Annotated in this window: 16 protein-coding genes; 8 read left to right on the forward strand and 8 right to left on the reverse strand. The window is 71.1% G+C overall.

All coding sequences use genetic code 11. The features are described 5' to 3' along the window. Positions 1-76: 76 nt before the first annotated feature. The gene (locus OG819_RS02045; protein ID WP_266629746.1) at positions 77-1,306 is read right to left on the reverse strand and encodes an arginine deiminase; all 1,230 of its coding nucleotides are present in this window, start codon (positions 1,304-1,306) and stop codon (positions 77-79) included. Between the two features lie 166 nt (positions 1,307-1,472). On the opposite strand from OG819_RS02045, the gene OG819_RS02050 reads away from it, so the two are divergent. Continuing rightward, positions 1,473-2,522 carry an SPFH domain-containing protein gene (locus OG819_RS02050; protein WP_266629744.1) on the forward strand — a complete coding sequence of 350 codons (1,050 nt, stop codon included), beginning with the start codon at positions 1,473-1,475 and terminating at the stop codon, positions 2,520-2,522. Beyond that, positions 2,519-3,412, forward strand: coding sequence for a hypothetical protein (locus OG819_RS02055; protein WP_266430002.1), 894 nt, complete (start codon positions 2,519-2,521; stop codon positions 3,410-3,412). Before OG819_RS02050 ends, OG819_RS02055 begins: the two co-directional genes overlap by 4 nt. A gap of 164 nt (positions 3,413-3,576) precedes the next feature. On the opposite strand, the gene OG819_RS02060 is transcribed toward OG819_RS02055, so the two are convergent. Further along, positions 3,577-6,126, reverse strand: a complete 2,550-nt coding sequence (locus tag OG819_RS02060; RefSeq protein WP_266647733.1) for a polynucleotide kinase-phosphatase — start codon at positions 6,124-6,126, stop codon at positions 3,577-3,579. Beyond that, positions 6,123-7,634, reverse strand: coding sequence for a 3' terminal RNA ribose 2'-O-methyltransferase Hen1 (locus OG819_RS02065; RefSeq protein ID WP_266647734.1), 1,512 nt, complete (start codon positions 7,632-7,634; stop codon positions 6,123-6,125). The genes OG819_RS02060 and OG819_RS02065 overlap by 4 nt, the downstream gene beginning before the upstream one ends. A 282-nt stretch (positions 7,635-7,916) precedes the next feature. Between OG819_RS02065 and OG819_RS02070 the strand changes: the two genes are divergently transcribed. Next, positions 7,917-8,840: an LLM class F420-dependent oxidoreductase gene (locus tag OG819_RS02070; protein WP_266629738.1), complete on the forward strand. Its 924-nt coding sequence runs from the start codon at positions 7,917-7,919 to the stop codon at positions 8,838-8,840. A 205-nt stretch (positions 8,841-9,045) separates the two neighbouring features. On the opposite strand, the gene OG819_RS02075 is transcribed toward OG819_RS02070, so the two are convergent. The 4 genes from OG819_RS02075 to OG819_RS02090 all read right to left on the reverse strand — a co-directional run bounded on the left by OG819_RS02075 (position 9,046) and on the right by OG819_RS02090 (position 11,771). Continuing rightward, a complete protein-coding gene (locus OG819_RS02075; protein WP_266430013.1) occupies positions 9,046-9,522 on the reverse strand; it encodes a DUF6099 family protein in 477 nt (158 codons plus the stop codon). Between the two features lie 243 nt (positions 9,523-9,765). Then, positions 9,766-10,104 carry a nucleotide pyrophosphohydrolase gene (locus tag OG819_RS02080; RefSeq protein ID WP_075030563.1) on the reverse strand — a complete coding sequence of 113 codons (339 nt, stop codon included), beginning with the start codon at positions 10,102-10,104 and terminating at the stop codon, positions 9,766-9,768. Then, a complete protein-coding gene (locus OG819_RS02085) occupies positions 10,101-11,258 on the reverse strand; it encodes an ATP-binding protein (RefSeq protein ID WP_266629734.1) in 1,158 nt (385 codons plus the stop codon). Before OG819_RS02085 ends, OG819_RS02080 begins: the two co-directional genes overlap by 4 nt. A 123-nt stretch (positions 11,259-11,381) precedes the next feature. Next, positions 11,382-11,771, reverse strand: a complete 390-nt coding sequence (locus OG819_RS02090) for a cell division protein SepF (protein WP_266629732.1) — start codon at positions 11,769-11,771, stop codon at positions 11,382-11,384. A gap of 193 nt (positions 11,772-11,964) precedes the next feature. On the opposite strand from OG819_RS02090, the gene OG819_RS02095 reads away from it, so the two are divergent. The 4 genes from OG819_RS02095 (at position 11,965) to OG819_RS02110 (ending at position 18,925) form a co-directional block, all read left to right on the forward strand. Continuing rightward, the gene (locus tag OG819_RS02095) at positions 11,965-16,080 is read left to right on the forward strand and encodes a bifunctional nitrate reductase/sulfite reductase flavoprotein subunit alpha (protein WP_266647735.1); all 4,116 of its coding nucleotides are present in this window, start codon (positions 11,965-11,967) and stop codon (positions 16,078-16,080) included. 104 nt (positions 16,081-16,184) lie between these two features. Further along, a complete protein-coding gene (locus OG819_RS02100) occupies positions 16,185-16,604 on the forward strand; it encodes a molybdopterin-binding protein (protein ID WP_266430028.1) in 420 nt (139 codons plus the stop codon). A 178-nt stretch (positions 16,605-16,782) separates the two neighbouring features. After that, positions 16,783-18,498: a hypothetical protein gene (locus OG819_RS02105; RefSeq protein WP_266634757.1), complete on the forward strand. Its 1,716-nt coding sequence runs from the start codon at positions 16,783-16,785 to the stop codon at positions 18,496-18,498. Positions 18,499-18,637: 139 nt separating this feature from the next. Continuing rightward, entirely contained in the window at positions 18,638-18,925 is a 288-nt protein-coding gene (locus tag OG819_RS02110) for a hypothetical protein (protein ID WP_266647736.1), read from the forward strand. Here OG819_RS02110 and OG819_RS02115 read toward each other — a convergent pair. Then, positions 18,889-20,355, reverse strand: a complete 1,467-nt coding sequence (locus OG819_RS02115) for a WGR domain-containing protein (RefSeq protein WP_266629726.1) — start codon at positions 20,353-20,355, stop codon at positions 18,889-18,891. The genes OG819_RS02110 and OG819_RS02115 overlap by 37 nt on opposite strands. 313 nt (positions 20,356-20,668) lie before the next feature. On the opposite strand from OG819_RS02115, the gene OG819_RS02120 reads away from it, so the two are divergent. Then, a complete protein-coding gene (locus tag OG819_RS02120; RefSeq protein WP_266647738.1) occupies positions 20,669-21,352 on the forward strand; it encodes a hypothetical protein in 684 nt (227 codons plus the stop codon). The last annotated feature ends 19 nt before the right edge of the window (positions 21,353-21,371 follow it).

Genomic DNA, 21,371 nt, shown 5'->3' on the forward strand with positions numbered 1-21,371 from the left:
TCAGGGGCGCGGGGCCGTCACATCGTGCGGCTCCGCCGCGTGGGCGCGATCAGCCCCCACCCACCCGCACCCGAGATCACACCCCCACCGCCGCCCTTTCCACCGGACAGCTCATACACCGAGGCCCACCCCGCCCCCTCCCCAGCTCACTCCCCGGAATCTCGATCACCTCGATACCCTGCTTCCGCAGATGCGTATTGGTGGTCACGTTGCGCTCATAGGCGACGACGACCCCGGGCTCCACCGCGAGGACGTTGCACCCGTCGTCCCACTGCTCCCGCTCCGCCGCGTGCACGTCCTGCGTAGCGGTCAGCACCCGGATCTCGCTCAACCCCAGCGCCGCCGCGATCGCCCGGTGCATGTGCTCCGGCGGATGGTCGGTGACCTTCAGCTCCTTGTCCCCCGAGCCCGGTTCGATCGTGTACGAGCGGAGCATGCCGAGCCCCGCGTACTGGGTGAAGGTGTCGCCGTCGACCATCGTCATCACGGTGTCGAGGTGCATGAGGGCCCGCCGCTTGGGCATGTCGAGCGCCACGATCGTACGGGCCGACCCGGCGGCGAACAGCTTGTGCGCGAGCATCTCGACGGCCTGCGGCGTCGTCCGCTCGCTCATGCCGATGAGCACCGCGCCGTTGCCGATGACGAGCACGTCACCGCCCTCGATGGTGGACGGATAGTCCGCCTGCCCCTCCGACCAGAGGTTGAAGCCCTCGTCACGGAAGAGCGGATGGTGCCGGTAGATCGCCTCGAAGTGAACGGTCTCCCGCTGCCGCGCGGGCCAGCGCATGGCGTTGATGGAGACCCCGTCATAGATCCACGCGGAGGTGTCCCGGGTGAAGAGGTGATTGGGGAGCGGGCCGAGGAGGAAGTCGTCGAGGTCCATGACATGGAAGCGCACGGAGGTCGGCTCCGGGTGTACGTCCAGGAACTCCCGTTTGGTCATCCCGCCGATCAGCGTGGCGGCCAGTTCCGGGGCCGGCAGGGTCTCGAAGGCGGCCCGGAGGTGGTCGGTGGCGAGCGGACCGTACTCCTTCTCGTCGAAGACGCGGTCCAGGACGAGCGATCTGGCCGCCGGGATCTCCAGGGCCTCGGCGAGCAGGTCCCCGAAGAGATGGACGGTGACCCCGCGATCACGCAGCACGTCCGCGAATCCGTCGTGCTCCGCCCGGGCCCGGCGCACCCACAGCACGTCATCGAAGAGCAGGGCGTCCTTGTTGCTGGGGGTGAGCCTCTTGAGCTCGAGGTCGGGTCTGTGCAGGATGACGCGGCGCAGCCGCCCGGCCTCGGAGTCGACGTGGAATCCCATGCCTCCATCCTGACCATCCGGACGCCTGTTCACCCGCGGATCGACGGGAGACCGGCGAGTTGATTTCGTCCCCTTGACGATAAGGGCGCCTCTTCATTATCGTCACTACGACGACAAAAGCGCATCACAGCGGTCGCCGGGATCGCCCGGCGGCAAGGGGGTACCCATGGCCGACATCACCCGGCGTCTCGGCTGGCGCCATCTGCGCGGTGCGCCGACCGCCCATGTCCGCCACCACCGGTCGGGCCGGCTGGTGCACGACGGCCCCGGCCTCAGCTTCTGGTACCGCTCCCTGACCGCCGCGCTCTCCGAAGTCCCGGTCGACGACCGTGAGCTGGCGATGACCTTCCATGCCCGTACGTCCGACTTCCAGGACGTCGCGGTGCAGGCGACCGTCACCTACCGGATCGTCGATCCGGGCATCGCGGCCGCGCGGCTCGACTTCTCCATCGACCCCGACACCGGAGCCTGGCGCGGCGCGCCCCTCGAACAGCTGGGTTCGCTGCTGACCGAGACGGCCCAGCAGCACGCGCTGGACGTGCTGGCCCGTACGTCGCTGGCGGCGGCCCTGGTGGACGGCGTCGCGTCGGTACGGGAGCGGATCGCGGGCGGGCTCGCCGCCGAACCCCGGCTGCCCGCGACGGGCATCGAGGTGGTGGCCGTACGGGTCGTCGCGCTGCGCCCGGAACCCGAGGTGGAGCGGGCCCTGCGCACTCCCGCCCGCGAGCAGATCCAGCAGGAGGCGGACAAGGCGACGTACGAACGCCGGGCCGTCGCCGTCGAGCGGGAGCGGGCGATCGCCGAGAACGAGCTCGCCAGCCAGATCGAACTCGCCCGGCGCGAGGAGCAGTTGGTCGACCAGCGCGGCACCAACGCGCGGCGCGAGGCGGAGGAGCACGCGGCGGCGGACGCGGTGCGGGCCGGGGCGGAGGCGGCGCGGACCGTGCGGCTCGCGGAGGCGGAGAGCACCCGGACGGTACAGCTCGCCAAGGCCGAGGCCGCCGCCGCACGGGAGGTCGGCGAGGCGCGGGCCGCGGCGCAGGCCGCCTGGCTGCGGGTCCACGAAGACGTGGACGTCGCCACGCTGCACGCCCTGACGGGCACGCGGCTCGCGGAGAACCTGCCGCGCATCGACAGCGTCACGGTGTCGCCGGACGTCCTGACGGGCCTGCTCGCGCGGCTGGGCAACGGGGCCTCCGGGGGGCCGGAGCAGTGAGTCTCGCGCCCCGTGTCGTCCTCGTCCACCGCACCACGGAGTACGAGGAGTTGGTGGCCCGGCACGGCACGCACGGGCAGGCGGCGTTCTTCCTCTCCTCCCGGGGGCGGGACATCGAGGAGGTGGCGCAGCGGCACCGGCGGGCGCGGGAGGCGCTGGCGGAGGTGGTGTCGGCGGTTCCGCTGACGTGGCGTCAAGCGCGCGTCGAGCGCGGCGACCTGGACCGCTTCCTCTTCGCCCCGGAGGACGTGGTGGTCGTGGTCGGGCAGGACGGGCTGGTGGCGAACGTGGCCAAGTACCTGACGGGACAGCCGGTGGTGGGGATCGACACCGACCCCGGACGGAACCCGGGCGTGCTCGTGCGGCACCGGCCGCGCGACGCGGGCGCGCTGCTCGCCTCGGCGCACGGGGGCCGGACCGACGAGCTGACCATGGTCGAGGCCGTCGCGGACGACACGCAACGGCTCGTCGCGCTCAACGAGATCTATCTCGGAACCGCGGGCCATCAGACGGCCCGCTATCGGCTGGGGCTCGACGAGTACGGGGGTGCCGTCGAGTCCCAGGCCTCCTCCGGGGTCCTGGTCGGCACCGGGACGGGCGCCAGCGGGTGGCTCCGCTCGGTGTGGCAGGAGCGGGGCGCGGAGCTCCCGCTGCCCGGGCCCGCCGAGGAACGCCTCCTCTGGTTCGTCCGCGAGGCCTGGCCGTCACCGGCCACCGGTACCTCCCTCGTGGCCGGCTCCCTCACCGCCTCCGCCCGCCTCTCCCTCACGGTCGAGTCCGACCGCCTCATCGCGTTCGGGGACGGGATGGAGGGGGACGCGGTGGAGCTGGTGTGGGGCCAGACGGTACGGGTGGGGGTGGCGGGGGTGAGGTTGCGCCTGGTGGGCTGAACGGCCGCGTCCTCAAACGCCGGACGACCCCAGGCTTTTAGGGGCGCGGGGAACTGCGCGACCAGCCCCCACCACCCGCAGCCGATGAACGCACCCCGGGGGGTCTGGGGGCGGAGCCCCCAGGTTCGGGATGGGACGGGTAAGGGCGGCGGGGGCGAAGAACGCTACAGACGTGGGTCCACCGGTTCGGACTCCAAGGCCAGCACCCCGAACACCGCCTCATGCACCCGCCACAGCGGCTCCCCCTCCGCCAACCGGTCCAACGCCTCCAGCCCCAGCGCGTACTCCCGAAGCGCGAGCGACCGCTTGTGGTTCAGGAAACGCCCCCGCAGCCGGGCGAGGTTTTCAGGGCGCGTGTACTCCGGGCCGTAGATGATCCGCAGATACTCACGGCCCCGGCACTTGATGCCGGGCTGGACCAGCCGCCCCTGCCCGCTCCGCACCACCGCCCCGACCGGCTTGACGACCATGCCCTCGCCCCCACGACCGGTCATCTCCAGCCACCAGTCCACCCCGCCCCGCACGGACTCCGCGTCCCCGGTGTCCACGAACAACCGCCGAGTCGTCTGCAGCAGCCCGCTCCCGTCGTGCTCGACCAGCCGGTCGATGAGCGCGAGCTGCTCGTCGTGCGGCACCGCGGCCAGGCCCCGGCCCTGCACGGCGAGTATCTGGAAGGGAGCGAGCCGCACCCCCTCCAGCCCGTCCGTCGTCCAGCAGTACCGCCGGTACGCCTCGGTGAACGCCGCCGCGTCGGCGGCCCGCTCCCGCTGCCTGCCGAGCAGTTCCGCGACGTCGACCCCACGCTCCGCGGCGCCTTCGAGCGCCGCCAGCGCCCCCGGGAACGCGGCTCCGGAAGCGGCGCCGACCGCCGCGTACTGGCTGCGCAGCAACCCGGACGCCTTGAGCGACCACGGCATCAGCTCGGCGTCGAGCAGCAGCCAGTCGGTGCCCAGTTCCTCCCACAGACCGGCCGCCGTCACGGCTTCCCGCAGTCGCCCGAGGATCTCCTCGGTGACGGCGGAGTCGTCGAAGAAGGGCCGGCCGGTACGGGTGTACAGCGCTCCCGTGGGCCCCTCCGCCACACCGAAACGCTCGCGCGCCACCCCCGCGTCCCGGCAGACCAGCGCCACCGCCCGCGACCCCATGTGCTTCTCCTCGCACACGACGCGGGCGACGCCGTCCTCCTTGTACTGGGCGAAGGCCTCGGCCGGGTGCTCCAGATAGCCCTCCACCTGGGAAGTGGCCGTGGGCGCCATCGTCGGCGGGAGGTAGGGCAGCAGGCGCGGGTCGACCGCGAACCGGCTCATGACCTCGAGGGCCGCCGCCGCGTTCTCCTCGCGCACCGCCACCCGCCCGCCGTACCGCGTCTCGACGGCCCGCCGTCCGTGCACGTCGGCGAGGTCCAGCGGACGGCCCTCGTGGCCGCCGGGCGCCTCGGAGGCCAGCGGCTTCGCCGGCTCGTACCAGACCCGTTCGGCCGGTACGTCGACGAGCTCGCGCTCCGGCCAGCGCAGCGCGGTGAGCTTGCCGCCGAACACGGCACCGGTGTCGAGGCAGATCGTGTTGTTCAGCCAGGTGGCCGTGGGGACCGGGGTGTGCCCGTAGACAACGGCCGCCCGGCCCCGGTAGTCCTCCGCCCACGGGTAGCGCACCGGCAGGCCGAACTCGTCCGTCTCCCCGGTCGTGTCGCCGTACAGCGCGTGCGAGCGCACCCGGCCCGACGTGCGGCCGTGGTACTTCTCGGGCAGTCCGGCGTGGCAGACGACGAGCCGCCCACCGTCCAGGACGTAGTGACTGACCAGTCCGTCGACGAACTCCCGCACCCGCGCGCTGAATTCCTCGCTCTCGCCGTCCAGCTGCTCGATGGTCTCGGCCAGTCCGTGGGAGTGCTGGACCTTACGGCCCTTGAGGTAACGGCCGAGCTTGTTCTCGTGGTTGCCCGGCACGCACAGCGCGTCGCCGGACGCGACCATGGACATCACACGGCGCAGCACGCCCGGGGTGTCCGGGCCGCGGTCGACGAGGTCGCCGACGAAGACGGCCGTACGGCCCTTGGGGTGTGTGCCGTCGGCGTAGCCGAGCTTGCCGAGCAGGGTCTCCAGTTCCGAGGCGCAGCCGTGGATGTCACCGATGATGTCGAAGGGTCCGGTGAGGTGGGTCAGGTCGTTGAACCGCTTCTCCGTCCTCACCTCGGCGTTCTCGATCTCCGCCACGCCCCGCAGGACGTGCACCTTGCGAAATCCCTCGCGCTCCAAGTGCCGCAGGGAACGGCGGAGTTCACGGATGTGGCGCTGGATGACGCGGCGCGGCATGTCGGCGCGGTCGGTACGGGAGGCGTTGCGTTCGGCGCACACCTCCTCGGGCACGTCCAGCACGATCGCGATGGGCAGCACGTCGTACTCTCTGGCGAGTTCGATCAGCTGACGGCGGCTCTCCTGCTGGACGTTGGTGGCGTCCACGACGGTGCGCCGGCCGGCCGCGAGCCGCTTGCCCGCGATGTAGTGCAGGACGTCGAAGGCGTCGCCGCTGGCGCTCTGGTCGTTCTCGTCGTCGGCGACAAGACCGCGGCAGAAGTCGCTGGAGATGACCTCGGTCGGCTTGAAGTGCCGACGGGCGAAAGTGGACTTGCCGGAGCCGGACGCGCCGATCAGGACAACAAGGGAGAGGTCGGTGACGGGCAGGGTACGCCCCTTGGTGCTGTCGTTGCCGGTCATGCGGCCTTCTCCTCCTTCGTGGTGGTCGGGGTGCCGGTGGTGGCGGTGGTAGCAGTGGTGCCGGTGGTGTCGGCGAGGGTGAAGACGGCCATCTGGGTCGGCGGACCGACCTCCGGGTCGTCGGGCCCGACGGGCGTGAACTCCACGTCGTATCCGTGCCGCCCGGCCACCTGGTGGGCCCAGGTCCGAAACTCCTCCCGAGTCCATTCGAAGCGGTGGTCGCCGTGGCGGGAGTGTCCGGCCGGGAGGGTCTCCCAGCGGACGTTGTACTCGACGTTCGGCGTCGTCACCAGGACCGTACGGGGGCGGGCGGAGCCGAAGACGGCGTACTCCAGGGCGGGCAGCCGGGGCAGGTCGAGGTGCTCGACGACCTCGCTGAGCACGGCGGCGTCGTACCCCTTGAGACGCTTGTCGGTGTACGCGAGCGAGCCCTGCAGGAGCCGCACGCGCGCGGCCTGCCGCTCGCCCATCCGGTCCAGCTTGAGCCGACGCGAGGCGACGGTCAGCGCGCGTATCGACACATCGACGCCGACGATCTCGGTGAACCGTACGTCCTTGAGCAGCGCCTGCACCAACTGCCCCTGTCCGCAGCCGAGGTCGAGGACGCGGGCCGCGCCGGACGCGTGCAGCGCGGCGAGGATCGCGTCCCGACGCTGGACGGCGAGCGGAACCGGCTTCTCCTCCGTGTCCGCCTCCTCGTCGACCGCGTTGTCGATCTCCTCGACCTCGGTGTCGTCGGCCTCGGCAAGCCGGACGAGTTCCAGCCGCTGCATCGCCTCCCGCGTCAGCGACCAGCGGCGCGCGAGATACCGGTCGGCGATCAGCTTCTGCTCGGGGTGGTCCGGCAGCCAGCCCTCGCCCGCCCGCAGCAGCTTGTCGACCTCGTCGGACGACACCCAGTAGTGCTTGGCGTCGTCGAGCACCGGAAGCAGGACGTAGAGGTGGCGCAGGGCTTCGGCGAGCGTCAGACCGGTTCCCTCCAGTTCCAGGCGTACGTAGCGGGAGTCGCCCCACTCGGGGAACTCCGCGTCCAGCGCCACGGCCACGACCGTCACCGTCCACCCGAGCGGCTCGAACAGCTTGCGTACGAGGTCGGCGCCGCCCCTGGCGGGAAGCGCGGGTACCTCGATCCGCAGGGGCAGCGACCGCGCGGGCAGGTCCGGCTTCGCCGCACACTGGCCCTTCATCGCGCTGGAGAACACCGCGCTCAGCGCCACGGCGAGCAGGGACGAGGCGGCGTACGGGCGGTCGTTGACGTACTGCGCGAGCGCGGCGTCGGGTGCGCCGCCGCGGCCCTTGCCCTTGCCACGCCGGACCAGCGCCACCGCGTCGACCTCCAGCAACAGCGCGGCCGTGCACCGCTCGACGGACGCCTCGGGGTAGAGGACGTGCGCCGTGCCGTAGGAGGTCGAGAACGCCTGCGCCTTCTCGGGATGCTTGTGCAGCAGGAAGCCGAGGTCGGTGGCGGGGCGCTCTGGGCTACCGGTGGTACTGATCGTCAGGAACACTGTGAGTCTGCCTCGAAACGTCTTCTGAGCTGTGGTTTCCTCACCCGCGCCGAGCGCCGGTGAACCACAGCGATGGGAAGCGCGCCGGGGGATCACTGCTCCCGGCCTGTCGTCGACGCGCCCGTCCCAACGTATAGCGAACGCCCCCGGGCGACCCGGGAATTTTCCCTCCCCGGTCCTGGCGAGGGCGGCCAGGTCCTGTGCCGGCAGGAGAGCGGCCTGTTTCGGGTGGGGCAGCGGTTCCAGCCAGGTCGGCTGATGTGACCGGTGCATGATGGATGCATGGATCTTCGAGTCTTCACAGAACCGCAGCAAGGAGCGACCTACCAGACGCTGCTCCGCGTCGCCAAGGCCGCCGAAGACCTCAACTACGGAGCCTTCTTCCGTTCTGACCACTACCTGCACATGGGATCCGTCGACGGGCTCCCCGGGCCCACCGACGCCTGGATCACGCTGGCCGGTCTCGCCCGCGAGACGAACCGGATCCGCCTCGGCACGCTCATGACGGCCGGTACCTTCCGCCTCCCCGGCGTCCTGGCCATCCAGGTCGCGCAGGTCGACCAGATGTCGGGTGGGCGGGTGGAACTCGGTCTGGGCTCCGGCTGGTACGAGGCCGAGCACGAGGCGTACGGGATTCCGTTCCCCAAGGAGAAGTTCGGGCGGCTGGAGGAACAACTCGCCATCGTCACGGGCCTGTGGGAGACACCCGTCGGTGAACGGTTCACCTACGAGGGGAAGTACTACCAGCTCAAGGACTCCCCCGCGCTTCCCAAGCCCGCGCAGCCGAAGGTGCCGGTCCTGATCGGCGGGCACGGTGCCAAGCGGACGCCCGAGCTGACGGCGCGGTACGCCGACGAGTTCAACATTCCCTTCGCCTCCCTCGCGGACACGGAGCAGCAGTTCCAGCGGGTGCGGGCGGCGGCCGAGCGGGCCGGGCGCAAGGGGGACGACCTTGTGTACTCGAACGCGCTCGTCGCCTGTGTCGGCAGGAACGACAGCGAGGTGAAGCGGCGCGCGGACGCCATCGGGCGGGACGTCGACGAGCTCAAGGCGAACGGGCTCGCGGGCTCCCCGGCGGAGGTCGTCGAGAGGATCGCCCAGTATCAGGCCGTCGGATCGCAGCGCATGTACCTGCAGATGCTGGACCTCGATGACCTGGATCACCTGGAGTTGATCGCCGCGGAGGTCATGCCGCAGCTCGGCTGAGGTCGCGTTCCCCGGACCCCGGTGGGTGGGATCCGTCAACCTCTATGCAGCGCGGGTCCGTGGGAGTGCCCCCGGTCGGTGGTGATCGTTGGACTCGGGCGGAGCCAGACCGCCCGGCGCCGGGGTGTGTTGGTTGCCTGCGGGTGGGTGGGGGGTGAGCGCGCAGTCCCCCGCCCCCTGAGGCGGGACCCGCCCCGCATCCCCGTCACCCCATCGCCCGCCCCCGCTCCACCACCCCCTGATCCCGTGCCGCCAACCGTCTCAGCATCTCCAGAACCCGGTCCCGGGACTCGTCCGCCGCGTCGATCGCCTCCATGCACTGCCAGTAGGTCCCCTGATCGTCCGCCGCGCAGGCGATACCGACGAGAGCGATACCGACCTCACCGAGAAGACCCCCGAGGCTCAGCAGGGACTCCCGCGCATCACCCAGCTCGGTGAGCTGAGCGGCGCGCAGGTCGGCCACGTCGAGCGGGGGCGCGTTCAGCACACCGCAGCCCCGGCCCGCCAGCTCGGTCAGTCCGAGCGCCTCGCCCCGGAGCTCCGGCGGTCCCGAGACGGCGAAGCGACTCCCTATGGCCTGGGCCAGAGCCTGCGCCTGCCACGCCTCCGCGATCACCTCGACCGTCTCCCCGCTCCCCGAGAGGGCACGCCTGCTCGCCCCGATGAGCCGCACCGCGTCCATGCGCTGCCCCCGTCTGTCCCGACGCGCTCATCGCACGTCCGCCCGAACTCCCCTGTCCACTACCCAGAGTGAGAGCCCGCGAGACGAAAAGCCAGAGGAAGACCGAAATCTGTGGACACAGAATTGAATGTGGACAACTCAACGACTCCGGAGAGTGACAGTCGAAGCAATCGGACCCGTCGCTTCCCCGGCGCCCCCACCGCAGCACCTCCACGACGCCACCGCGCGGCCGCCCGCCTCCCGCTATGCCCCCTCCCCCACCGGAAACCTCCGCTCGTTCCGGTCGATCTTCGCGTCGAGCGCCGCCAGCGCGTCGATGCCGAGTACCTCGCACAGTTGCAGCAGATACGCCAGCACGTCCGCCACCTCGTCCGTGACACGGTGCGCGGTGTCCGCGTCATCCATGACACGCGCCGACTCCTCGGGCGTCAGCCACTGGAAGATCTCGACCAGTTCGGACGCCTCCACGCTCAGCGCGGCGACCAGGTTCTTCGGCGTGTGGTACTGCTGCCAGTTCCGCGCGGCCGCGAACTCGGCCAGCCTGCGCTGCAACTTCGCCACGTCCAGTTCGCTTTCACTCACGGCGTCAGGTCTACCACCGCGACCCCCGGCACCTCGCACACCCGGACGGCATCGCTCACCGCACCCACCAGCCGGATGTGCCCCCGCTCGCACATCCGCGCCGCCAGCCGCACCAACTCTCCGGCCTGCCGCACGTCCAGCCCCCGGTCGAGGCCGTCGGCCAGCACCGTCAGCGTCTGCAGCGCGGCCGGGACCTCACCCGCCGGGTCGACCTCCAGCACCCCGGGCCCGGTGAGCAGCACCAGGGCCAGCGCCAGATACCTCAACTCGCCGTCCCCGAGCAGCCCCAGATGCGTACGGACGCCGTCCCCGCGGTCGAGGAGCGCGCGGACGGTGCCGTCGCCGAGCGGCTCGGCCAGCACGTCCGCGACGGGGCCCGCGCAGCCGGCCCGCACCGCCGTGACCAGGTGCGCGTAGCGGTGGCCGCACTCCGAGCGGGTGCGCCACAGCACCTCGGCGAGGTTGTCGCAGCCCCGGAGCAGCCGCCCCGCGCCGAGCGGGGCGGCGGCGCGCATCCGCCGGGGGCTCGGGTCGCAGGCGTACACGGCCCGCAGGGCGACCACCATCTGCTCGGCCGCGGCGAGGACCCGGCGCTCGCCGTCCGTCCGGCCGGAGACGCGCAGCGGCAGCAGCGCGGTGCCGAGGCGGTCGTCGGGGAGCGGGCCCCGGGTCACCGCCGACGAGCCCGCCGTGTACCAGGCCGCCTGGACCACACGGCGCCCCGGATCCCGTAGCGCGGTCTCCAGGAGGGTCAGCCCGCCCGCGGTCAACCGCTCGCCGACGATGCGCAGTTCGGGCTCGGCCTGGACGGCGACATCGAGCCGTACGGGTCCTTCGGGGCCGTCGGCCGTGCAGCCGATGCGGAACCCGCGCCGTCGCTGGGCGTCGGGCAGGGCCCGCTCGGGCACACAGGCGACCGGGTCCGGGAACACCTCACCCAGCGAGGCGCCGCCGCCGAGCCGCGCCAGCGCCTCGTACGCCCGCAGGGCAGTGGTCTTGCCGCTGCCGCTGGGGCCGGCGAAGAGGGTGAGCGGTCCGAGCGGGAAACGGGCGCGCCGGTGTGCGGCGAAGGCGGCGAGCCTGAGCTCGGTGGCGCCGGGCCGGTCGGGGCACGCCTCGGCCCGGGCGGGGGCCGCCAGAGATGACACGGTCATATGTGGACGGTAAGGGGCCCCCGCCGGACGAACCGCAGGCGAACCGTTACGCCCTGTTGACCTTCCTACGATCGGGCGACCGGCGCGCGCCCGCGCGCGGGGCCCGGTCCTGGCCGCCCCCGGTCAGATCCCCGGCACCCCCGCCCCCTTCATCAGCCCTTGCACCTGGGTGCCACGCGGTGTCAGCAGGAACACGTTCCGGTCGACCCGGTGCATGCCGCTCGCCAGACCGAAGACGACCCCCGTGCTGAAGTCCAGCACCCGCTTGGCGACCTCGGTCTCCGCGCTGGTCAGGTCGAGCAGGACCGGGATGCCCGACATCAGCGTCTCCGCGACGTCGCGGGCGTCGGCGAACACATTGACCCGCAGCACCACGAAGCGTCGCCGCGCCTCGGTCACGGCCTCGGGTATCGACCGGTGGTTCACCGCCGAGGGCCAGGCGTCCCGGCCCCGCAGCGGAACGACCTGGGCGAGCCCTTCCCACTGCTCGTCGGTGACGTCGTGGCTGTTCACTGGCCCACCCCGTCCTGGCTCGCACTCATTGTCTGCACCGGCCAATTCTTACGCATGGTCACCCGTTCGGCCCAACAGCGACACGGTCCGCGACACCCTCACATCGCCCGCCGACCGGTTGTGCAGCGGGCGTAACCCTCCAAGATCAGACCATGTGACATCCGCGTAACGGGCAATTCGTACTGTCTTCGGCATGACCACGACCCCCCGCCCGGAGCAGATCCGGACCGTCTGCTCGTACTGCGGTGTGGGCTGCGGCATGGTCCTCGACATCGGCCGGGGACCGGACGGACGGCGTACGGTCCTGAAGGCGTCCGGCGACAAGGAGCACCCCGCCAACTCCGGCCGGCTGTGCACCAAGGGCGCGACCACGGCCGACATGCTCGCCGCGCCCGGCCGGCTGACCACCGCGCTCGTGCGGGAGGACCGCGGCGAGGAGCCGCGGCCCGTCCCCGTCGACGCGGCCCTCGCCGAGACCGCCCGGCGCCTGCGCGCGATCATCGACGAGCACGGCCCGGACGCCGTCGCCTTCTACGTCTCCGGGCAGATGACCCTCGAGGCGCAGTATCTCGCCAACAAGCTGGCCAAGGGCTTCGTGGGGACGAACCAGATCGAGTCGAACTCACGGCTGTGCATGGCGAGCGCGGGCACCGGCTACAAACTGTCGCTCGGCGCCGACGGACCGCCGGGGTCCTACGACGATCTCGACCGCGCGGACGTGTTCCTCGTCATCGGGTCCAATATGGCCGACTGCCATCCGATCCTCTTCCTGCGGCTCATGGAGCGTGTGAAGGCGGGGGCCAAGCTGATCGTCGTGGATCCGCGGCGCACCGCGACGGCGGCGAAGGCCGATCTGTTCCTGCAGATCAGGCCCGGGACCGATCTCGCGCTGCTCAACGGACTGCTGCACCTGCTGCACGAAGGCGGGTACACGGACCCGGACTTCATCGCCCGGCACACCGAGGGCTGGGAGGCGATGCCCGCGTTCCTCGCCGACTATCCGCCCGCGGCCGTCGCCGAGATCACCGGCATCCCGGAGGACGACATCCGGGCGGCGGCGCGGCTGATCGGCGAGGCCGGGGAGTGGACGAGCTGCTGGACCATGGGGCTCAACCAGTCCACGCACGGCACCTGGAACACCAACGCGCTCGTCAATCTGCATCTCGCCACGGGCGCCATCTGCCGACCGGGCAGCGGGCCCTTCTCCCTCACCGGGCAGCCCAACGCCATGGGCGGGCGCGAGATGGGGTACATGGGGCCCGGGCTGCCCGGGCAGCGGTCGGTGCTGGTGGATGAGGAGCGTTCGTTCATCGAGGAGCTGTGGGGACTGCCGGTCGGGAGCATCCGGAAGGACGGGGTGGGGCAGGGCACCGTCGAGATGTTCCGGAAGATGGCCGAGGGGGACATCAAGGCCTGCTGGATCATCTGCACCAACCCTGTCGCCTCGGTCGCCAATCGCCGGACCGTCATCGAGGGGCTGGAAGCCGCCGAGTTCGTCGTCACCCAGGACGTCTTCGCCGAGACCGAGACCAACGCGTACGCCGATGTCGTGCTCCCCGGCGCGCTGTGGACGGAGGCCGAGGGCGTCCTGGTCAACAGCGAGCGGACGCTGACCCTGGCACGGCCCGTCGTCGACCCGCCCGGGGAGGCACGGGCGGACTGGCGGATCATCGCGGCCGTCGCCCGCGCCATGGGGTACGAGAAGGGGTTCTCGTACGACAGTGCCGAGCAGATCTTCGAGGAGATCAAGGGGGCGTGGAATCCGAAGACCGGGTGGGATCTGCGGGGCGCCTCCTACGAGCGGCTGCGCGGCGGGCCCGTGCAGTGGCCGGTCGCGCGGGAGGACGGGCCCGCGCGCAATCCGATCCGGTATGTGGACGGGGAGGGGGACGGCGAGCTGTCGTTTCCCACCGCGAGCGGGCGGGCCGTCTTCCACGCGCGGCCCCATCTGCCGCCCGCGGAGATGCCCGACGACGACTTTCCGTTCGTCCTCAACACCGGGCGCCTGCAGCACCAGTGGCACACGCTGACCAAGACGGGGAAGGTCGCGAAGCTCAACAAGCTCAATCCCGGGCCGTTCGTGGAGCTGCATCCGCAGGACGCGGCCGCCCTCGGAGTGGCGGAGGGGGACTCGGTGGAGGTCGCCTCCCGGCGGGGGCGTGCCGTGTTGCCTGCGGTGGTGACGGACCGGGTGCGGGTGGGGTGCGTGTTCGCGCCGTTTCACTGGAACGACCTGTTCGGGGAGTACCTGAGCATCAACGCGGTGACCAGTGACGCGGTGGATCCGGTGTCGTTCCAGCCGGAGTTCAAGGTGTGCGCGGTGTCGCTGGCGCGCGTTGCCGCCCGAAGGGTTCTTCCGGAGACACCGGACGGATCGAGGATGCCCGACCGAGTCGAAACGACGCCCGGAGGCTTCGGCACGACGCCCGCGGGCTTCGGCACGGCATCCGGAGGCTTCGCCCTGGAGCCGGCTCCCCCGCCCGTTCTCTCCTCCGTCGAGCGGCAGTACCTCAGCGGCTTTCTCGCTGGGCTCCCCTCCGGGCTCCCGGGCGTACCCGTCCTGCCCCCGGACGCCCCCTTCGACCCCGAGCACGCCCTGTGGGTGAACGGCGTGCTCGCCGGGATGTACTCGCGCTCCGCGCCCCCGGTGGCCCTGGCGCCGGAGTCCGCGGGCCGTGAGGTGGTGGTGCTGTGGGCCTCGCAGACCGGGAACGCGGAGGAGTTCGCGACGGCCACCGCCGACCGGCTCGCCGCCACCGGGCACCGGGCGCGGCTGGTCGGCATGGACGAGGCGGACGTCGGCGCGCTCGCCCGCAGCGCCGATCTGCTCTTCATCACCAGCACCTTCGGGGACGGCGACGCGCCCGACAACGGGTCCGGCCTGTGGGACACCCTGTCCGCGCAGGAGGCCCCGCGGCTGGACGGCGTGCGCTACGCCGTGCTGGCTTTCGGCGACTCCTCGTACGACGACTTCTGCGGGCACGGACGTCGGCTGGACGCACGCCTTGACGAGTTGGGCGCCGTACGCCTGGCTCCCCGTACGGACTGCGAGCCGGACTACGAACCGTCCGCGGGTGCCTGGCTGGATCAGATCCTCACCGCGCTCGGCGGACGGACCGAGACACCCAGGACACCGGAGACCACCACGACGCCCGAGGTGCCCCGGGCCGCCAAGCCCGCCAGGCCCGCGCCGGCCGCCACCACCGCCCGGCTCACCGGCAACCGGCTGCTCAGCCTGCCCGGCGCCGGCAAGGAGGTGCGCCGGTTCACCTTCGACACCCGCGACAGCGAGAGCCCGCTGCCGTACGAGGCGGGGGACGCGCTGGGCGTACGGCCCGTCAACTCGCCCGAGCTGGTTGCCGAATGGCTGGAGATTGTCGGGGTCGACGGCTCAACAGCCGTCGATATGACAGGAGTCGGCGAGACCTCCTTCCGTGAGGCCCTGCTTCGGCATGCCGACATCACCCGCATCACTCCGGACCTGTTGCGCTTCGTCAGTGAACGGACGCGTGACGGGCGGGAGTTGAGGAAGCTGCTGCGTCCGGACAATAAGGGCGAGCTGGCGCGCTGGTCGTGGGGGCGGCAGGCCGTGGACGTGGTGGCCGAGCATCCGGTGCGGGCGTCGGCGCAGGAGTGGACCGAGGTGTTCAAGCGGTTGCAGCCCCGGCTGTACTCGATCTCGTCGAGTCCGCTCGTCGACCCGTACCTCGTCTCGCTGACCGTCTCCGTCGTGCGGTACGAGAATCCGGGCGGCCGGGCGCGGGGCGGGGTGTGTTCGCCCTTCCTCGCCGACGCCGCGCCGGACGCGGAGGTGCCGGTCTTCGTGCAGCGGTCGCCGCACTTCAGGCCCCCGGCGGACGCGACGACGCCCATGGTGATGGTGGGCCCCGGTACCGGAGTCGCGCCGTTCGTGGGATTCCTGGAGGAGCGCAGGGCACTCGGCCACCGGGCGCCGAACTGGCTGTTCTTCGGCGAGCAGCACCGCGCCACCGACTTCTACTACGAGGACGAGCTGACCGGGCTGCTCGACGACGGCACGCTCACCCGGCTCGACACGGCGTTCTCGCGCGACCAGCGCGCCAAGGTCTACGTCCAGGACCGGATGCGTGAGCACGGGCCCGAGCTGTGGCACTGGCTCCAGGACGGCGCCCGCTTCTATGTGTGCGGGGACGCCTCGCGGATGGCCAAGGACGTCGACCGGGCGCTGCGGGACATCGCCGTCGCGCACGGCGGTCTGGGCGAGGCGGAGGCCGCCGCGTACGTCAAACAGCTGGCGGCGGAGAAGCGGTACGTGCGGGACGTGTACTGAGACACGGGGTGTGATGAGCCCGATGAGAGCCACAAGTTGCTCATAATTGGTGAAACTCAACTATTCGCACCGCACCGGACCGGACCGCACATTGAGGCGTACCCATGAGCCTGAGCATCCGCAACCAGCTCCCCGGAACCGTCACCTCCGTCACCCCTGGCGAGGTGATGGCGACGGTCAAGGTCCGTCTCGACGGCGGCCAGGACCTCACCGCGGCCATCACCGCGGAGGCGGTCGAGGACCTGGGCCTCACCACGGGCTCCACGGTCCGCGCCCTGGTCAAGTCGACGGAGGTGTCCCTGGCCACCGGCCCGGTCGACGGCGTGAGCATCCGCAACCAGTTCCCCGGCACGGTGACCGAGGTCTCCACGGGCGGGGCCATGGCCCGTGTCAAGGTCGAGGTCCCGGGCGCCGAGCTGACCTCCGCGATCACCAAGGACGCGGTCACCGAACTGGGCCTGGCGGCCGGATCGGCGGTCGTGGCGCTCATCAAGTCCACCGAGGTGTCCCTCTCCAACGCCTGAGACACCCTCGTATGACCCGTCAAAGCACGAGACACCTATATATGAGACACTCCCGCACGACACGCCCTCACATCGACCATAAGCACACTTCTTACCGCCCTCATACCGGACTCTTCACGTCCGGCATCACGCCCTTCATCTATGGGAATTACCGTCCAATCCCGTGTACTTGGCAGAAATGAGGCCGTCGACCACCGGCCAGAAGGCCCTCACGAAGGCGTCGCCCGACGAGACGCCCGCGCAGTGGCACCGCGTCCTGACCCTGCTCGCCGACATCAGCCTCTTCATCGGTACACGCCCGATGTGGACGGCGGCCGCGAGCCACCGGCTCGCCGTCGCGGCGGTGATCTCGGTCTGCTACGCCTCGATCCTGGTGACGGGCGTCCTCACGCTGACCGTGCGCCGCAGCCGCTCGCTGGCCCGCCTCGACCTCGTGGTCCTGGTGACGGCCGTGACGCTCGCGGTGTGCGGGTTCGCCATCTACCACGGCGGCGGTGACGAGTCCGTCCTCACCGCACAGGCAGCCCGTGAGTTCGTCGCCGGGCACCAGGTCTACGACCAGCCGTGGCCCTGGCTCTTCGGGCAGCACGGGGTCGCCCTCACCCCGACGATGACCGGCGGCTACGACTACACGTACGGCTATCCGCCGCTGCCCCTGCTGCTCACCGCACCGCTGCTGTGGGTGGGGCACGGGGCGGCCCCCGCGGTCCTGACCGCCACGGGCGCCCTGATCGTGGCCACGATCGTGATGTGGCGGATGCTGCCGACGCAGTGGCGGTCCGCGGCCACGCTGGTCTGCCTCGGCCTCGGCCTGCTGCCCGCGTACGCCCGGCTCGGCTATCCGGCGATCGTCGCCTGCGCCTTCCTCATCCCGGTGGTGGTGGGCTGGCCCCGGATGGGCTACGGCGGATGGAGCGACTGGGCGCGGGCCGCGTGCCTGGGCGCGGCCTGCGCCTCCCAGCAGCTGCCGTGGTTCCTCACGCCGTTCCTGCTGGCCGGGGTCTACGCCCTGCGCCGCGGCGACCTCGGAGCGCGCGCGGCGGCGGCCGCCGTGGGCCGGATCGTGGGAGTGGCCTCCCTGACCTGGCTGCTGATCAACGCGTACTTCATCGTGAGCGAGCCGCGCAGCTGGCTCTCCGGGATCGCGCTCCCGCTCACCCAGAAGGCGAACCTGCACGGCCAGGGCCTGGTCGGCATCTCGCTGTACTTCACCGACGGCAGCGGCCGACTGTCCTGGTACTCGCACGCGAGCATGCTGCTGGCCGCGGGGCTGCTCGGGCTCTTCGTGCTCTTCGTGCGGCGGCTGGGGCCGGCCGCGGTGGTCCTGCCCTGGTGCGCGTTCTTCCTGGCGACGCGTTCGCAGGACGGCTACTACCTGATGATGACGCCGCTCTGGCTGGCCGCCGCCGTGACCGCGCCGCCGTCGGCCTTCACCACGGCGTGGCAGCCCCGGCCCGCCTTCCTGCGCGGCCCGCACCGGCAGCGGGCGCGCATCGCGACGGGCGTGCTGCTGATCACCCCCGCCCTGGTCGCTTCGGCCCTGGCGGTGACGGGCTCACCGCCCCTGAAGATGCAACTGGTCGGCGAGAGCCGGACCACCACCGCCAAAGCCGTGACCGCGCTCACCGTCCGCGTCACCAACCTCGGCGACGCGGCCCTCACCCCGCACTTCACCCTGACCACGGGCCAGGGCATGGGCCGCTACTGGTCCATCAAGTCCGGCCCCGCCACACTCGCCCGGCACGCCTCGGCCAGCTACGAGCTCCTGCCACCCTCCGGCAAGTTCCCCCTCCCCCACGCCGGGGTACGCATCCGCCTGCGCGCCGTCTCGGCCACGCCGATGACGCTGTCCAGCACGGATCTACACCTGAAGGCCCCGGCAAGTACCCGCTAGGTCGGCACCGCGCCGGCGCACGACAGCTACCAGCTGTGCGACCGGAAAATCACGGCCGGAGCATCGGGCAACGCACGCTGCCGCCGGTGTCGCCATCGATCTGATCGGCAAGGTCCTCAGGCGTAGGAGGGCATAGATCATGTCGACGATCATGTCGACTTGGAACGGAGCCGGCACCAAGTACCTAGGGTACGGCTACCGGAACCGCGACGGCAGTCACCATGCCACCCAGTGGGCCGTCCTGTTCGACATGCCGGTCGTACCGCTGCGCCGCCCTCGTCCGACCGTCGACAGCACGGTGTGCAAGGCCACCGGCAACGGCAGCAGTTCGCTCACCCAGTACACCGTGCACAACGTGGCCGACGAGTACCGCGACGACCGCACAGCCCGTCACACCAGACGTCTGATCTCTCCGCGCACTCGGTAGAAACCACCTGATGAGGAGTGCAGCGCGTCCACCACATAGCGGGCGCCGGGCTGGCGTATCGCACGCGGGAACTGGACGTTCCAACTCGGCTCATAGCCCTCGGAGACCACGTGCACACGCACTCGGCCTCCTTCCTGAGTGCACTCCACGACGACCCCGCTCCCCGGTGCGGGAACGGCGCTGACCGTGGCGACGGAGGCGGCGGTGGTCAGCGGTGCGTACGTCGGCAGGGCGGCCGCCAGTTTGATGTCCGCGGCGACCGGGACGGTACCCGACTGGGCGGCGTTGATCGCGGCCTCGCTCGCGTCGATGCAGGCGAGCGAGCCGTCCGTCGAGACGATGTACAGCCGTTCGTCGTGGTACTGCATGGACAGCGCCGAGCCGCCGCCCGTGCCGAGCTTCCACAGCCGGGTGCCGTCGGCGGTGAAGCAGTAGACGGAGGAGGCGGAGTCGCCCGCGAAGACGTATCGCCCACCGGGGGACGTGGCACACGAGTACACCGCGGCGTCGCACGCGTAGGAGGCCTCGATCAGCCCGGTGGACTTGGCGAGCCGCTGGACGACCCGGCGCCCCGTACCGGCGTAGACCGCGTTCTCCTCCTGCCATCCGAAGAGCACATTGCCGTTGGTCGCGGTGTGCCAGAGCTGGCTGGTGCCGTCCGCCGCGTAGGCCGTCACACCGCGGCTGTGCCCGTGGTAGACGGCGTGGTCGTCGGCCCGCACCATCCACGCGTTGTCCCCGGACGAGTTGCGCGACCACTGGAGCTCGTCCTCATGGTCGATGACCGTCAGACCACCGTTGCGGTCGGAGACGTTCAGCACGCCCGCGTGAATGTCCAGCCAGAAGATGTCCACCTCGGCCGCTATCTCGTAAGCCGCGAACGGCACCTTCGAGGAGAGGTCGTACACCCGGCCGTCGTCACAGCCCGCGTAGATCCAGAAGTCGTCCGCCACCAGGCACTTCACACCGTCGGGCAGGGAGTAGTGCGCCAGCACCTCACCGTCATGGCTCAGGTTGTAGACGCTGCCGTGCTGGTTGCCGACCCAGCAGCGGTCCTCGTCCACATGAATGCCGAACGCCGAGGCGCCCGTACGGAACCGCCACAACACCGGAGCCGTCGCCCGCGCCGTGGACGGGGCGGACGTCACCTGACGGCGCGTCACCGCCCGGGCCGCGCGCTGCCCCTGAACGGCGGGCGCATACCCCTTGCGCACCTTCTCGGCTATCTTCTTCGCCGCCGCCGCGTTCGCCTTCTCGACGGTCGGAAAGGCGGAGGTCTGGCGCTGCCCGTCCACGCCGATCCGTCCGTACCGCACGGAGACGGTGGTCCCCACGACGGTCACCTCGTAGAACTTGTGGGCACCGCCGCTCTCCTGAGACAGCTCCAGATACGTCGTGTTCCCCGACTGTCGTGCCTGCGCAGCGGACACAGCACACCCCTCCCCAAAGGCCCGGTCGGCCGGTTCGGCCGTTCTCCAGTGACTCCAAACTAGTGGTCACCACTGACAACGACGGGGTCGGACCGAGGCCGCTGCGCCGGACCTTCAGGTCCGGGGCCCGCCTTCACCGGCTCCAGAATCGCCACGCACTCCACATGATGAGTCATCGGAAACATGTTGCCCTGGACGCAGGCGGTAAAGCAGCAGGTCAGAGAGGCTTTCGGGTCCCGAATGAGGCCAGCGGGCGCCCGGAGCGTCAAATGAGCGTCACGGCCGTACGTCGGTTCGGCACGAGCAATCTGGCGTGTCATGGCTACCCGCAGTACGGCAGCACCTCCCCCGATACGGAGAGCACCCCGATGACCAGGCCCTGTTGGAGGTCCTCTACGACTCGGCTCCCTCCGGCAACCCCGGTGCTCCGCAGCGGCCCGAAGCCCGCCACGGCGGCAGCGCCCAACCCCTGATGGAGGCGATCGACCATCGCCTCACCCAGCTCGGGCTGCTACCGCATCCCGTCGTGCCCCACGAAGGCCCACCGGTGCACCCAGCCCAGTCGACACCCCACCCGCCCCAGGCCCCGGGTGTCCCCGACACAGCAGACCACGCTTCCAACCACGTCTACGGCGACGCAATCCTCGCCCTGACCGACCGGCTCAACGGAGCCGAGTCGCACGCGGATGTGGCTGCCCTGCTCCACCAGATCCTGGATCCGATCAACGGCCTGCTCGAACGGCTCGGCGAGTTCTTCGAAGCAGCTGGGGAGAAGGCCAAGGAGGCAGAGGAGGACGACGACTTCGACCTGCCCGACGACCTCGCCGACGCCGCCGCCGAGCTCCGCAATCTCGGAGAGGTGCTGCACGTGGCCAAGGACCGGATGCGGGCACTCACCCCGCTCGTGCCAGCACCGCGGCTCCCCTCCACCGCGGCTCGTGCGCCCTCCCTTCCCTCGCGCGCCCTCCCGCCGGCAGAGCCGCGGCACATGCGCTGAGGCCGGACCACCGCCTCCC

The sequence above is a fragment of the Streptomyces sp. NBC_01549 genome (genome assembly GCF_026339955.1).
Taxonomy (GTDB): Bacteria; Actinomycetota; Actinomycetes; order Streptomycetales; family Streptomycetaceae; genus Streptomyces.